Source organism: Pseudomonadales bacterium (genome assembly GCA_041395665.1).
Lineage (GTDB): Bacteria > Pseudomonadota > Gammaproteobacteria > Pseudomonadales > UBA7239 > UBA7239.
Window position 1 is genome coordinate 39,320 of record JAWLAB010000007.1, and the last position, 14,164, is coordinate 53,483.

A 14,164-nucleotide genomic window follows, 5' to 3' on the forward strand; every position below is an offset into this window, starting at 1 on the left:
GCCATGGCAAATGCCCTGCGTATCGGGGTGGTGGTTGATGACCCCGCGCAAGTGCCGACTTTGCGGGCGGCAATTGCAGCAGCAGGGCAAGAAATCGCGCTGGCTTTAGATTTTGAGCGCAGCGCAGGGCGTGTTGCAGAAGCTGAAGTTGATGCTTGGGTGATTAACTTGGATATGGAAGCCTTGGAGGCCATCCGCCCAGAGCCGCTCGATGTCTTGTTGGGCAGCATCCGTGTCCCGATGATTTTGTGCGAGGGCAAGATCCCCAATCATGTCAGCCCGGAATTTGCCAATTGGCAGCGCCGCCTCAGCGAAAAACTAAACGGCCTCGTTGGTTTGATCAACCGCACCCGACAAGATGCGCCTCGCCTACCTCGTCGCGTATGGGTGCTGGTGGGTTCAATCGGTGGGCCGGTGGCGGTGAAACAGTTCTTGGACACCATCCCGCCGGATCTCGGTGTAGCTTTTATTTACGCCAACCACATTGAGCGCGATTTTCAGGGGCTGTTGACGCAAGTGATGGGGCGCAACAGCCACTACGAAGCTTATGCGGTGTGCCATGGTGATTTACTGCGCGAAAATGCCGTCGCGGTGATCTCACCTGAACACACAACCAATGTCACGCGCAACGGCAGTTTCAATGTGCGCGATACGGGTTGGGTGGGGCAATTTCAGCCCAATCTTGATCAGGTTGTCGCTTCCACAGCGATGCACTTTGGGCACACCGGTGGCGTGATAGTATTCAGCGGTATGTGTGATGATGCCGCCGCCGCCTGTCGCATTATGCACCGTTGTGGTGGGCAGGTGTGGACGCAGAGTCGCGACAGCTGTGTAAATTGGGCAATGCCAGAGGCCACGGAGCTTGCTGTGGGTGTGCCAGACTTTTCTGGTACACCGGTGCAGTTAGCAGAAAAAATGGCTGCTTGGGTGCGAGCCAGCAAACGATAGCAATTAAACGGTAGAGACCATGAGTACAACAGAGACACAAGCCGCTGAAAAAGAAGCCACGACAGCCGCCAATGTGCGCGATATTCCCAGTATGTTGCTGCCTGTGCATGAAAAGCAGCTGTTGCTGCCGGGTGTATCGGTAGCAGAAATCGTCAATTACAGTGCTCCCGAGCGTGCTGCAAATGCGCCTGCATGGTTATTGGGCTCTATTCAATGGCGGCGGATTAGCGTGCCTTTGCTGTCGTTTGAATTGCTCAACAACCAAGCAGCAATAGATGACGATGAAGTGCCGCGTATAGCCGTGCTAAATAACACCGGCTTAGACGAAAAAGTGCCTTTTCTTGCCATTTTATTGCAAGGCATTCCGCGCTTGCTGCGCGTGCTGCCACAGGATTTGACGGAAGTCACCAATATTGAATTGGGTGCCGCAGAAATGGCGGCGATGAATATTGTCGCTACCGGTGAAACGGTATTAATTCCAGATATTAGCGTGTTGGAGCAGGCGTACAGCGAATATTTGCGTACGGCGTAAATGCGTTGTCATTGGCTGGAGTGATGGCGGTAAACAAAAAAAGTCTGCAATGGCATTTGCCTAACGAGCAGGCCACATTGCGCGCGGGAGCTGCTCTAGCCGCTGTTTGCTCGGCAGGAACGGTGGTGTGGCTGCATGGCACGCTAGGCGCAGGTAAAACGACACTTTCACGCGGGTGGCTGCAGGCTTTGGGTCATCGCGGCGCAGTAAAAAGCCCGACTTATACTTTAGTAGAACCATACACATTGCAGGATGTGTCGGTGTACCACTTTGATCTTTATCGCGTGAATGATCCTGAAGAGCTCGAATTGATGGGTATTCGAGAATATTTTTCTCCACAAAGTATTTGTTTGATTGAATGGCCAGAAAAGGCGGAGGGTTTATTGCCCGCTCCCGACTTGTCGATTACCCTCACGCCAACCGCAGATGCTGGCCGCATCATGACACTACACGCTCTATCAATGCGCGCTCAAGGATGGCTCGATGCATTGCCGCAGCGCATTTGATCGCACCATGAAAAAAACAATCTCACAAAAATTTTTGTACTTACTGTCTGGTTTTCTGTTGTGGTCTAGCGCGACATTTGCAGCGGATGTACAAAATATTCGTATTTGGCGCGCACCAGATAACACGCGTTTAGTGTTTGATTTGTCGGGGCCAATGGATCATCGCTTACTCGATATGCCGGGCGAACAAAGTAGCGTGCAGCGCATCATTATCATGTTGCCTAAGGCAACTTTCTCTGCCGATGAGAAAAAACCGAATCTAAAAAATACCCCTGTTTCTTCTTTGCGCGTAGAAAAAACAGGTGAAGGGTTGCGCTTGATTTTAGATTTGTCGGCGAAGGTTAAGCCCAAAAGTTTTTTATTGCCCTCTAATAACCAATACGGTGATCGTTTGGTGTTGGACTTATTTGATGAGAACAGTGTTAGTGAAGTAAAAACAATAAAACCTGCCGCCAGTGGTATGCGCGATATTGTGATTGCGGTTGATGCAGGGCACGGCGGTGAGGATCCAGGGGCGCGCAGCGCAAAGGGTATTTTTGAGAAAAATTTAACGCTGACCATTGCGCGTGAGTTGGCTAAAAAAATTGATAGTACGCCAGGCTATTCTGCCGTGCTGACGCGTTCCGGTGATTACTATGTCAGTTTGCGTGGGCGTACACAGATTGCGCGCAACAAAGGTGCGGATTTATTTATTTCAATTCATGCGGATGCTTTTAAAGACCCCAGTGCACAGGGTGCAGGTGTATTTGCTTTATCACAGCGCGGTGCTACTTCAGAAGCTGCGCGTTGGTTGGCGCAAACCGAAAATGATGCAGACTTAGTTGGTGGTGTGAATTTGGGCGATAAAGACCCTGTCTTACAGGGCGTGTTATTGGATTTGTCAATGACAGCCACGGTGGCAACCAGTTTGGATATGGGTGGAAAGGTGCTAAAACAAATGAAACGCGTTGCTAAGATGCATCGCGGTTTTGTGGAGCAGGCAGGTTTTGTGGTGTTAAAAAATCCAGATATTCCTTCGCTGTTGATTGAAACGGGGTTTATCACTAACGCAGAAGAAGCAAGGAAATTATCAACGCCTTCTTATCGTGCACAAATGGTACAGGCTATTTTTACAGGTGTTGATAGTCACTTTCGCACGAAGCCACCGATGGATACTGCGCTGGCAGCAGCACGCGGCGGTAAAGTAAAAGCCAGTATGGATAAAACGCCGATTAAAGCGCCGATTCATAATGACGATAGTGAAGCGGTTCGGCGTGACTCTGTGAAGAAAACAGAGAAAGCCGTTAAAAAAATAGAATCTGCAGATGAGATTGAGCAGCTGGTTAATGCAAAGAGAGCTGCACCAGCCACACAGGGTAAGAAAAAGAAAATAGCGGTTCTTAAACCTGCGACGCACCAGCCAGCAAAACGAAAACCTGCAATAACGCATACGGTAAAAAAAGGTGAAACACTGAGCAGTATTGCTGCACGCTACAAAGTCAGTATGAGTGAAGTCAGTAGCTATAACCGTTTAAAAAATCAGAATGTATTGGTTGGTCAGACACTACGCATTCCACAGTAAGTTTTTATTTATTTGCAGAGATTCCACACTTGCCTCGTATTCATCAACTCAGTCAACGCCTTGCCAACCAAATTGCTGCCGGTGAAGTGGTTGAGCGTCCCGCATCCATCGTTAAAGAATTGTTGGAAAACAGTATTGATGCCGGCGCAAAACGCATTGAAGTGGATATTGAGCAGGGCGGCGTCAAAGTGATCCGTGTGCGCGACGATGGCTGCGGTATCGAGCAAGAAGATATGCCACTCGCGTTATCGCGCCACGCCACCAGCAAAATTGTGGAGTTGGATGATTTAGAAGCCGTGGCGACTTTGGGTTTTCGTGGCGAAGCGCTGGCGAGTATGGCTTCGGTGTCGCGTTTAACGCTGACCTCAAATACAAGCAATGACGCAGCAGGTTGGCAGGCGCGCGCCGAAGGGCAAGAAATGGTGGCAGAAGTATTGCCAGCGGCGCATCAATGCGGCACTACCGTAGAAGTGCATGATTTATTTTTTAACACACCTGCAAGACGAAAATTTTTGCGCAGTGAAAAAACCGAATTTCAGCGCATCGATGAAACTTTAAAAAAATTGGCATTGTCTCGTTTCGATGTCGCCTTTCATTGGCGACACAATCAGCGCAGTGTTCAGCAATTACGCGAAGCGCTGTCTTTGCAGGAACAAGAGCGCCGCGTGGCCACGCTGTGCGGCTCTGCGTTTATGCAACACGCTTTTCGCGTCGATGTGCAGCACGATGATTTGCAGTTGTCCGGCTGGCTCGCGCAACCGGCGTTTTCACGCAGTCAGTCCGATTTGCAATATTTTTATGTTAACGGCCGCGCGATACGCGACAAGTTAATCACGCATGCAATACGCCTCGCGTTTCAAGATGTGCTGCACTACAGTCGCCATCCCGCCTATGTGTTGTATTTGACGATTGATCCCGCTAGCGTCGATGTCAATGTGCATCCGACAAAACACGAAGTGCGCTTTCGCGATTCGCGGCGCATACACGATTTTGTTTTTCGCTCACTGGCGCGCGCATTGGCTGAATTGCGCCCAGACAATGCAATGGAAACCGTCGTTGCCGAATCACCTAATGCTTTATCCGCTGCGCCGCAGCCGTATCAAAGCCGTATGTCACTGCCTGAACAGATTCCGGTCGCGCAAAGTTTTTCTGGCTACAGCCATGTGCGACAAACCCTGCCGCAGTACGCTGCGCTGTATACACCACAAAGTGTTTCTGCTGCGCAGTTGGATCGCGCTGTCAGCGATGCATCACCGGAAATGGAAACAGAAATTCCGCCACTGGGTTATGCCATCGCACAATTAAAAGGTATTTATATTTTGGCGGAAAATGCGCAGGGCTTGGTGTTGGTGGATGCGCATGCTGCGCACGAACGCATCACTTATGAGCGCTTGAAGTTGGCGTACGACGCGCAACAAATTGTCTGTCAGCCTTTGTTGGTGCCGCAGCAAATTGCGGTGAGTGAACGCGAAGCCGATTGCGCAGAAGAACAGTGCGACTTTTTTTCCGCATTGGGTATGCAAGTGGACCGTGTGGGGCCGGAAGCGCTATTGATACGGCAAGTACCGGTGTTGTTGATGCAAGGCAATAGCGAGCAATTGCTGCGCGATATTTTGTCGGATTTTTTACAGTACGGCAGCACAACGCGCATTCGTGAATCGGTGAATGAAGTGTTGTCGACCATGGCCTGTCACGGATCGGTGCGCGCCAATCGCCGCATGACACTGCCAGAAATGAACGCGCTATTGCGCGATATGGAAATCACCGAGCGCAGTGGCCAGTGCAATCACGGCCGTCCCACTTGGGTGCAGGTGAGTTTGGCTGAACTTGATAAATGGTTTATGCGCGGTCAGTGATCTTGTGCGGGAATGTGTTGCCACACATTGAGTGATTGTAGTTTTTTCTTGATGGTTTCCCAAACCGCAGCATCCTCTTTTTGTGCTTGATGCAATGCAGCCGTTTGCTGTTGTAAATGCTGGTCGACTGTAGCACTGACGAGTTTTTTCCCAATATCTTCTTCGCCGCTAATAAATATACGCTTTTGCATTTCATCGCCGAATGTTGTCGTGGCGTGCGCAGGGTCCCAAAACCAATGCATACCTTTTTTGGGTGCGGTTAGTCGAGGGTCTTCTGGCAGCCATTCGCGTGTAATGTCATTGACGAGAGCAAAATCCCATAAAGGTAAGGGCGGTTGATTGTATTGCGCAGCCATTTGTTCATTGATGATGGTGATTTCTTTTTTCCAATGTGTGTAAGCCGGCCATAAGCCAATGCCATCCAACCCAAACAGCAAATATTCATGGACAGGTGGAATCATAAAACTGGTTTTAATGTGATTGCGGTAAATGTAATCCAGTAGTTCTCGATAGTCGTCATACGGAGAGTGGCCATTACCATCAACAGAAACAAACGTTGCATCGGGACCATTGAGCCAAAAGCCATTTTTGCGAAAGTAATTTCTTCCGAAGGAGTCAAACACTCTGTACAGCAAGGCATTGTCATGGACGGCAGCAACACGTGCTGGAATTGCCGTTACACCATTTTCCTCGTGCGAAGATACAGAATGTTTTTTGCTATCTTTGACTGTGCTTCTACTTTTCTTTAACGCATCAGCAGATAACAAAAGATTGGTATAAGTTCGTACTACATGGAGTTTTGATTGTGGTTGCCCGTCTTTATCGACAACAAAATAGTTTTCTGAAAAGTCACCGATCGGTTCTTTAAAAGCAGAGAACATAAAAAAATCCAAGCCAATCAGTACTTGTTTTAAAGGTGTGATCGTATTGGCATGCTGTAGGTTGCGAAGCATTTCATGGAGTGAAGCGCCAGACATTCCCATGTTATAAGCTTCTAAGGATTGCCACGCAGCGGGAAGTGGTTGAATGCCGCCTTCTATACGAGAGCTGCCAAGCATTAAGCCATCAGCGTGTCTCTGTCGAATCAAAAAAGTTTTATAGATTCTTGTGTTTTGAATAAAGCGAGCATCGTTGTAGCCAGGGATAACTTTCATTTCAAATGCGCCGTAGGCATTAACACTATAGTTAAACAGCGCAACACCCAGCACAGTAAAAATAAACACACCAGCAACAAAAAAGTTGAAGGTTTTTTCTTTAATGGCAAAACTCAACATAAAAAACTCGACACAGCGTTAATAGAGAGGTAGTTAGAATCTAAAGTAAAGGAATTCGCTCACCTGTGATAAACGCAGGAAACTGTAAATCAACACAATCAGCACAATAGACAGTGATAGCCAGCTCGGTTTGAACGCAATGCGCGATGTTTGATCTGAAGGATTGGTGCAAACATCGTAGTTGCGTAAAAAAGTTTGAGAATTGGGCAAGAACCAAATAATGAGCAGAGGCCATATCAGTTGCCACAATTGCTTGCCGCCCTTAAATAAGCTGTCATCGAACACAATGCCTTGTTGTGTCAGCCAAACGCTCAGCGCGCCCCAATCATCGGCATATTTCAACGGTAAGGTGGCACCGTTCATGCCCGCCATGCCTTCTAGTATGCGCAGCGCTCCATGCTCGGTTTCTGCACGGAAAAATACCCAAGCGACAACAACTGCCAAAAAGGTAATCGTTCCTGAGAAAAGAGTGCCTAATGGTTTTGGTAGTATCGCTGCCCGCTGCCCCCAAATGGCTCGCCAAGCATGGTTTATACAGAGATAAAGACCGTGTAGACCACCCCAAATAACGAAGCCCCATCCCGCGCCGTGCCAAAGACCACCCAGCAACATCGTGAGCATTAAGTTGATGTAACGGCGAGCTTTGCCTTTGCGGTTGCCGCCTAAACCAATGTAGAGGTAGTCGCGCAGAAAACGCGACAGTGTCATATGCCAGCGCCGCCAAAAATCGATGATGTTGGTGGCTTTATATGGTGAGTCAAAGTTGAGCGGTAGGCGAATACCAAAGAGTAGAGAGATACCCAGCGCCATATCGACATAGCCGCTGAAATCAAAATACAGCTGGATGGTGTAAGCCAGTGCGCCACTCCATGCCTCAAAAAAGGTGAGGGTTGCGCCTTGCTCTGCCGCTAAAAATACCGGCCCGACATAAACCATGACGCGATCAGCGATGAGGATTTTTTTCGCCAATCCAATGGTGAATAAAACTAAACCCGCTGTGATGTTGCGTGCATTAATTTGTTCCGTTGCTGGACGCATAAACTGCGGCATCATTTCTTTGTGGTGAATGATGGGACCCGCAATTAAATGCGGAAAATAAGTGACGAATAGAAAATAATCGACAATGCGATATTCCTTTACTTCGCCGCGATAGACATCCACCAAATAAGCGATCTGCGTAAAAGTAAAAAAAGAAATGCCGAGTGGAAGAATAATGTGGTGTAACGCCCAATCGACACCGGCTAGCTCATTGATATTGGTAATAAAAAAATCGGTGTACTTGTAATAGCAAAGCAGCAGTAAGTTCAGTGCGACGCTGAGTGATAAAACAAAGCGAGAGCGATGGCGTCCAGCCAGCACCAAGCCAAAGCCGTAGTTACACAGAATGGATGCAGCCATCAATCCAACATAAGCCGGATTCCACCAACCGTAGAAAAATATTGAGCATAGAGCTAGCCATGCGATTGCGGTGCGCTGCCCCAGTATGCGGCTGGTTAAGTAATAGATGCTGAGCGTGATCGGAAGAAAGAGCAGAATAAATTCGTAGGAATTAAATAGCACAGTGCGGCTCTACTTATATATTTGATAGAGGCAGCATTGTAGGTGGGGGCATTGTGCTAGGCAATCTTTGGGTGTATATGGCAACCATCTTCAGGATGAACACAATGAGAAGCAGTGAGGCAAAGGCCGATGAGTGATAAGAGACACAGAAGTCAACGACGCAAAGGAGAGAGTGGCGTGCCACCGGAGCGTCGTTCTCGCACTTTCTTCAGTGGTGATGGGTGGTACTTCATGACGCGTGAACGTGTTGATGTGGGGCCGTTTAACACGCAGGCCGAGGCCGAAAGTGGCGTACAAGACTATATCGGTCTTTCGCTGGGTGTTGAACATATACCAGCGGAGCCAATTGTGACTCTGTCAGAAGAAAATGAGGAGCCGTTAGAGGAAGATGATCTGCCTTGAAGACCTAGAAAGCCGGCGAGCAGATGTAGTAGTTGCGTATAAAATCACGCGGGTCATTTTGGTAAAAATGCTCGATATGCCAACCATTTTCTATAATCATTTTTTCCATAAGGGATTGAGAAAAAACAGCGCGTAGCAACGGCTGCTCAGGAATGCGATCGACAAAGCCATCAACGGCATTGTTGATGCGACAAGTAAAAATAAGCTTGCCATTGTCTGTGATGTGTTTGCGCAGAATACGCAGCATGTTGGACGCATCTTCTGGGTTGAGATGCGTAAAAACTGAAAACAGCCAGATCACATCAAAGAATTCTGCAACAGGAAGAGTGTCTTGCAGAGCCAGCGGTGCGCCATCTGGGTTGTAAAGCGCGTTCTGCACCGGCCAATGTGTGTAGCGAAATCTTGAATCAAGCGGTGTTGCTTCCGTTTGAAGAAAATCAATAATTTCTGCGTTGACATCAACGCCGGTATAACTTTTAACTGGTACACCATGGTTGATCATGTAAGCAGAAAAGCGCGTACCGCAACCGACATCGAGAATATGGCTGTTGCCAAAATCACTCAGCCCTAAACGCTGCGCCATCAACTCGATGATTTCTTTTGCGGATTCGTCATAGCCCGCATTTTTTACCATGTGCGAGTTGCGGCGAAACTTTTGCGGGATGATAAGGGGCACAGTGTTTTATTGCTCAGTGGTAGCACAGACAAGTTTTTCGGCATCAACACGACGATCAAAAGAAGCTTGAACATCATCGACCAGTGCAGCATTAAAGAATAGTGGCTTTGAGAGATAGCCTGTCCATGTGTGTTGCTCTTGATCGTCACGCCCTATCCATGTGTCCGTAGAAAAATTACCGCTAATTTCTGCAGGATTATTTTGTTGCCACGCCATAATATTTTCTCCATTGACATAGAGCGATACATGGGCGCTATTGCGTGTTGGATTCAGGCGTGAGCGCGTATAAAAAGTGACGAGGCTGATTGCTGTGCAGGATTTTGTGTCACTGCTTTTCCATGGCTTGCTGCGCATTGTTTCATTGCCAATTTGCATAGAAAAAGTATTGTCACTGTTGTAAGCCAGAGACCAGAGACCGGCTTGCCACGCCAGATAGGAAAAATCTTTGGGTACAGCAGATGGAAAGTTTGCGCCGATTACAAAACTAAAGGCGCCATAGCCAGGTGCGCGGCGTAAGTCATCGCCTGCAATACGCGCCTGTCCATTTTTTGTAAGTACATGGTATTGCACAGGCAATTCCGTCTTTTTCTTGCGCCACTGCGCATAAATATTTTCCTGTGCGCCAAGAACGCCATTAGGTGTAAGAACGCTGTGGTTGAATAAACCGAGGCTGCCGATTTCAAACACCAGTGTGCGCGGTGCTAACTGTTTGTTGTCGAGTAGCGGCTGTAAGTTTTCTCCATCCAGCTTTGTTGTTGGCGTAATACCGACGGCAGCTAGCACAGTGGGATAAATATCTTGGATGGCAACAATGTCGTCGATCGCTTTACCTGCACTGCGTTTATCGGGCCAACGAATAATCAACGGTGTGCGCAAACTGCCCTCTAAAAACTCGCCTTTTACACCCGCATAAGGAAAATTATTATTCGTCATGTGATTGGTGCCGCCGTTGTCGGAAGCAATTACAATCAAAGTGTTATCCAGTTGCTTGGTGTCGCGCAGGGCTTGAATGGCCTTGCCGATTTCTGCATCGGCTTGCGCCAACAAAGCGCGATATTTTCCTTCTGGTGTGTTGGGAAATTTCTTCAAAAAATCATCCGAGGCAGTGCTGGGGTGATGCGGCGCAAATAGCCAATAGTTAATAAACCACGGCGTGTTTTTTTGCCTGTTTTTAATTTGTGATTCTTTGATAGCTGCAACAACGCGTTCAGACAAAATATTTTCCAGATTGCCTTTGTATTGTTGCAGGGGTGTGTGATTGCTCTGCAGCCAAGGATCAATGTAAGTGGGGCGTTTGGTGAAGTTGCCCTCAGCGTCGGGGCCTTTTAATTGAAATTGATTGAGAAAACCAAACCACTCATCAAAACCTTGTTTGTCGGGCCACGAATCGCGCACCGCATCGCCCAAATGCCATTTGCCGATGTGTGCAGTGCGATAGCCCGCTGTTTTTAATGCATCAGCTAGTGTGACGATATCGGATGACATACCGCGAAAATCGGGGCTCTGCGCCACGCGTGCGGATTCTCGCCCTGTCATCAATGCCAAGCGCGCGGGCTTGCAGGTGCTGTCGGCGTAGTGGCGCGTAAAGCGCACGCCTTCGTTGGCTATTTGTCGAATGTTGGGTGTGGGTGCATCGTTGCGACCAAAACCGGCGATATCGCTGTAGCCGGCATCATCCAGCAAAATTAGTAACACATTGGGTTTGGTATTTTCTGCTTGCAGTGGTACAGCAAGTAATAAAAAAATTAACAGCCACAATTTACGCATTGCTATCGTCATCTTCTTTTAGTGCTAGCGCTTTTTGGTACAACTCGCGTTTAGCCGTGCCAGTGATGGCGGAAGTTAACGCACTGGCTTGCTTGGTAGGCAGTTCTGCTAACAGAATTTTTAAGATGCGCTCGTCTTCGCCGCTGTCAGATTTTTTCTGCGTGTTGCCTGCAACTACCAACACAATTTCGCCGCGCTCCTCGACGCGTTTTTCGGCAATCGCCTGCGTGAGTTCTGCCAGCGTCGTCAACCACAGTGTTTCATATTGTTTCGATAACTCACGCGCCAAACAAATTTCGCGCCCACCGCCAAATATTGTCAACAAATCTTGCACGGTGTCGGCTAAACGGTGCGGCGCTTCGTAAAAAATCAGCGTGCTGGTTTCTTGCACCAATTCTTGCAGTGCTGTGCAACGCGCTTGCTGTTTCGCAGGAAGAAAACCACAAAACAAAAAACGATCCGATGGCAGACCAGAACCGGCGAGTGCCGTAATTGCCGCACAAGGCCCCGGTACACTTTCCACGCGAATGCCGTGTTGATGCGCCAAGCGCACCAAGCGATAGCCAGGATCGGCGATGGCAGGTGTGCCAGCATCAGAAATTAACGCAACGGATTTTTGCTGTTGCAGTAAATGCAGCAGGCGCTCGGCGGCTTCGCGCTCGTTGTGATCGTGATAGGGAATCAGCGGCTTGCTGATGTTGAATTGCTGTAACAGCTTGCCGCTGTGGCGCGAATCTTCCACCGCAATTGCATCCACCGATTGGAGAACGCTAAGGGCGCGGGGTACTATGTCAGCCAGATTGCCTATAGGCGTTGCGACCAAATACAGGGTTGCTGTGGACATGCCATAAACCGGAATTCAACGATGTCTTTCATTCTACCTTGTCGTTTGCGCGCGCGTGGCGCGGTTGTGTTGATGCTGTTAGCCGTGCTCGGCTTGGCGAGCTGTGCTGCCCCGCAAAGCGATATACCAGTAGCCACAGATCAGTCTTCACAAGCTGCTTTTACCGAAGGCTCTGCACCGGCGATCAACACCAATTTTGTCTACGAGTTGCTTAAACGCGCGGAAACGGCACAGTCGCCTGAGCGCGAAACGCTGCTGCTGCAAGCCTCTGCCTACTATCAACAACAGGGTGATTACTTGCGCATGGCGCGCGTCTTCAATGAGTTGAAGCCTGAGTCATTGACGCCAGAACAGCGTGTGGAATACAGCTTGCAATACGGTGATTGGGCGATGAATCAGCGCAATTGGGAGGGAGCGAGTCGCGTGCTGCTCGACCCCGCGCTCAACCAAGGTTTAAGTGGTATGCAAGCTGCCACGCTGCACGGTCTGCGCGCGCGTTTGTACGGGCGGCAGGGGAAAAATTTGGATGCACTGAATGAGCGCATCGCTCAAAGCCTCTTTACGCCAGAAGCGGGGCAGGCGGATCTGTCGGCGCAAATCTGGTCGCTGCTGAAATCGATGTCGATGGAAGACCTCCAGTTTTTAGAGAGTGCTGATAGCAGCAATCCCAAGCAAGACAAGCTGCTCACAGGCTGGTTAGCGCTTGCCCACATTCAGCGAGAGGATGCTGGTAGCCCCGACCGCCTCGCAACCGATATTCAGCGTTGGCGCAGTAGTTATGCCGATCACCCCGCCAATCGCCATATGCCCACTGAGTTGTCTCCAGCGGCTGCGGGCAACCCGTCACAACACATCGCCCTGTTGTTGCCATTGACGGGTAAATGGGCAGCGGCGGGTCAGGCGTTCCGTGATGGTTTTATGAGCATGCACTACCAAAAAATGAGCGGTGGTGGTGCCAGCGTGCAAGTGGATTTGCTGGATACCAGTGCTTCGCCAGATATTTTGAATATTTACCAGCAGGCGGTGACACAAGGCGCACAGTTGATTATTGGGCCGCTGCAAAGAGAGCAGGTACAAACGCTGGCGAACCAAACGACTCTGCCCGTGCCGACGCTGGCATTGAACCATGCGGCACAGGCTGCACCGCAGCAGCTGTATCAGTTCAGCTTGAACCCAGATGACGATGTGGCACAGGTGGCGGCAGCGGCGTTCGCCAACCAAAAGCGCCGAGCCTTAGTGATTGCCCCACAAGGTGAACGCGGAGCGCGTTTGCTACAGGCGTTCGCGCAGCCGTGGCAGCAGACAGGTGGCAGCGTGGTGTCAGTGCGCTACGCAGCAGGTACCGGCAATTACAGCGCAGCGATTGCAGATGCGCTCGGTATTGATTTGGCGAGCGGCCAGATGCGTGCGGGCAAAACGCTGCCCGACATGGTGTATTTCAGCGGCAGTGGCAGTGATGCCTCGGCGGTGATGGACGCGCTGCAGCGCAACGGTGGCAAAGATATTCCGGTGTACGCCACGGCAGAAGTGCTGGACGGCAGAATCGATGCGCGCGCCAACGGTCTGCGTGTTTGCCTTTCTCCATGGTTGGTGAATGTCGGCCCGCTGCAAGATGCCAAGATCCCCGTGCCAACCGATGCCAACGGCCGTTTATTTGCGATGGGTGCAGACGCCGAAATGCTCTACACGCAACTACCGCAGTTGGCAGGCAATACGGCGCTGCGCGTTAGCGGCAACACAGGCTATCTCGGTATGAACAGTGATCGCCGCGTCACACGCAGTTTGGTGTGGGCGCTCATGCAAGACGGCGTGCCGGTGCCGCAACCCGCCACTGCGGATGGGCGTTTTTGATGCCGCGCGGTGCAGCGGCTCCGCGTGCACGAGGCGAAGTGGTCGAGCGCGCAGCAGAAACTTTTTTACAGCAGCAGGGTTTGCAATCCATCACTCAGAATTTTCAGTGTCGCAGTGGTGAAATTGATTTGATTATGCGCGAGGGCACAACGCTAGTGTTTGTCGAAGTGCGTTTTCGCAAAACGGATAACTTTGGTTCGCCAATAGAAAGCGTCACAGCGAGTAAGCAACGTAAACTATTGCAAACCGCGCAATTGTTTTTATTGGCGCACCCTCAGTGGCGCAACGCACCGTGCCGCTTTGATATTGTCGCCGCACGACCGGCAGAGAACGTTACGCTGCAATTTGAGTGGATACAAAATGCCTTTGGTGCCTGAGCAAAAAAAT

General features: G+C 49.9%; 13 protein-coding genes. 8 read left to right on the top strand and 5 right to left on the bottom strand.

Annotation, left to right across the window (positions count from 1 at the left end):
- Positions 1 to 3: 3 nt before the first annotated feature.
- From R3E63_09490 to mutL, 5 genes are read left to right on the top strand one after another with little or no spacing between them, the layout of a single operon-like run.
- The gene (locus R3E63_09490; GenBank protein ID MEZ5540154.1) at positions 4 to 948 is read left to right on the top strand and encodes a chemotaxis protein CheB; all 945 of its coding nucleotides are present in this window, start codon (positions 4 to 6) and stop codon (positions 946 to 948) included.
- 19 nt (positions 949 to 967) lie between these two features.
- Positions 968 to 1,480 (top strand): chemotaxis protein CheW, encoded by a 513-nt coding sequence (locus R3E63_09495; GenBank protein ID MEZ5540155.1) that lies wholly within the window; start codon positions 968 to 970, stop codon positions 1,478 to 1,480.
- A 23-nt stretch (positions 1,481 to 1,503) separates the two neighbouring features.
- Entirely contained in the window at positions 1,504 to 1,986 is a 483-nt protein-coding gene (gene tsaE / locus R3E63_09500) for a tRNA (adenosine(37)-N6)-threonylcarbamoyltransferase complex ATPase subunit type 1 TsaE (GenBank protein MEZ5540156.1), read from the top strand.
- Positions 1,964 to 3,547: an N-acetylmuramoyl-L-alanine amidase gene (locus R3E63_09505; protein MEZ5540157.1), complete on the top strand. Its 1,584-nt coding sequence runs from the start codon at positions 1,964 to 1,966 to the stop codon at positions 3,545 to 3,547. Before tsaE ends, R3E63_09505 begins: the two co-directional genes overlap by 23 nt.
- A gap of 20 nt (positions 3,548 to 3,567) precedes the next feature.
- Positions 3,568 to 5,403, top strand: coding sequence for a DNA mismatch repair endonuclease MutL (gene mutL / locus R3E63_09510; protein MEZ5540158.1), 1,836 nt, complete (start codon positions 3,568 to 3,570; stop codon positions 5,401 to 5,403).
- Here mutL and R3E63_09515 read toward each other — a convergent pair.
- Together R3E63_09515 and R3E63_09520 are read right to left on the bottom strand one after the other, a co-directional pair.
- Positions 5,397 to 6,677 (bottom strand): hypothetical protein, encoded by a 1,281-nt coding sequence (locus R3E63_09515; protein MEZ5540159.1) that lies wholly within the window; start codon positions 6,675 to 6,677, stop codon positions 5,397 to 5,399. The two genes, mutL and R3E63_09515, sit on opposite strands and share 7 nt — an antisense overlap.
- A gap of 33 nt (positions 6,678 to 6,710) precedes the next feature.
- A complete protein-coding gene (locus R3E63_09520) occupies positions 6,711 to 8,237 on the bottom strand; it encodes an MBOAT family O-acyltransferase (GenBank protein MEZ5540160.1) in 1,527 nt (508 codons plus the stop codon).
- A 129-nt stretch (positions 8,238 to 8,366) separates the two neighbouring features.
- Between R3E63_09520 and R3E63_09525 the strand changes: the two genes are divergently transcribed.
- Positions 8,367 to 8,639, top strand: a complete 273-nt coding sequence (locus tag R3E63_09525; GenBank protein ID MEZ5540161.1) for a DUF6316 family protein — start codon at positions 8,367 to 8,369, stop codon at positions 8,637 to 8,639.
- A gap of 4 nt (positions 8,640 to 8,643) precedes the next feature.
- Here the strand turns inward: R3E63_09525 and R3E63_09530 are convergent, their stop codons facing one another.
- From R3E63_09530 to rsmI, 3 genes are read right to left on the bottom strand one after another with little or no spacing between them, the layout of a single operon-like run.
- Positions 8,644 to 9,315: a class I SAM-dependent methyltransferase gene (locus R3E63_09530; protein ID MEZ5540162.1), complete on the bottom strand. Its 672-nt coding sequence runs from the start codon at positions 9,313 to 9,315 to the stop codon at positions 8,644 to 8,646.
- A gap of 6 nt (positions 9,316 to 9,321) precedes the next feature.
- Entirely contained in the window at positions 9,322 to 11,082 is a 1,761-nt protein-coding gene (locus tag R3E63_09535; protein ID MEZ5540163.1) for a sulfatase-like hydrolase/transferase, read from the bottom strand.
- A complete protein-coding gene (gene rsmI, locus R3E63_09540) occupies positions 11,075 to 11,926 on the bottom strand; it encodes a 16S rRNA (cytidine(1402)-2'-O)-methyltransferase (GenBank protein MEZ5540164.1) in 852 nt (283 codons plus the stop codon). The genes R3E63_09535 and rsmI overlap by 8 nt, the downstream gene beginning before the upstream one ends.
- A 21-nt stretch (positions 11,927 to 11,947) precedes the next feature.
- On the opposite strand from rsmI, the gene R3E63_09545 reads away from it, so the two are divergent.
- The gene (locus R3E63_09545) at positions 11,948 to 13,777 is read left to right on the top strand and encodes a penicillin-binding protein activator (GenBank protein ID MEZ5540165.1); all 1,830 of its coding nucleotides are present in this window, start codon (positions 11,948 to 11,950) and stop codon (positions 13,775 to 13,777) included.
- Positions 13,777 to 14,154 carry a YraN family protein gene (locus R3E63_09550; GenBank protein MEZ5540166.1) on the top strand — a complete coding sequence of 126 codons (378 nt, stop codon included), beginning with the start codon at positions 13,777 to 13,779 and terminating at the stop codon, positions 14,152 to 14,154. Before R3E63_09545 ends, R3E63_09550 begins: the two co-directional genes overlap by 1 nt.
- The last annotated feature ends 10 nt before the right edge of the window (positions 14,155 to 14,164 follow it).

Excerpts from the sequence above, each read along its gene's own strand:
- R3E63_09490 (MEZ5540154.1), top strand. The coding sequence starts at position 4 with ATGGCAAATGCCCTGCGTATCGGGGTGGTGGTTGATGACCCCGCGCAA.
- R3E63_09495 (MEZ5540155.1), top strand. The coding sequence starts at position 968 with ATGAGTACAACAGAGACACAAGCCGCTGAAAAAGAAGCCACGACAGCC.
- tsaE (MEZ5540156.1), top strand. The coding sequence starts at position 1,504 with ATGGCGGTAAACAAAAAAAGTCTGCAATGGCATTTGCCTAACGAGCAG.
- R3E63_09505 (MEZ5540157.1), top strand. The coding sequence starts at position 1,964 with ATGCATTGCCGCAGCGCATTTGATCGCACCATGAAAAAAACAATCTCA.
- R3E63_09515 (MEZ5540159.1), bottom strand. The coding sequence starts at position 6,677 with ATGTTGAGTTTTGCCATTAAAGAAAAAACCTTCAACTTTTTTGTTGCT.
- R3E63_09525 (MEZ5540161.1), top strand. The coding sequence starts at position 8,367 with ATGAGTGATAAGAGACACAGAAGTCAACGACGCAAAGGAGAGAGTGGC.
- R3E63_09535 (MEZ5540163.1), bottom strand. The coding sequence starts at position 11,082 with ATGCGTAAATTGTGGCTGTTAATTTTTTTATTACTTGCTGTACCACTG.
- rsmI (MEZ5540164.1), bottom strand. The coding sequence starts at position 11,926 with ATGTCCACAGCAACCCTGTATTTGGTCGCAACGCCTATAGGCAATCTG.
- R3E63_09545 (MEZ5540165.1), top strand. The coding sequence starts at position 11,948 with ATGTCTTTCATTCTACCTTGTCGTTTGCGCGCGCGTGGCGCGGTTGTG.
- R3E63_09550 (MEZ5540166.1), top strand. The coding sequence starts at position 13,777 with ATGCCGCGCGGTGCAGCGGCTCCGCGTGCACGAGGCGAAGTGGTCGAG.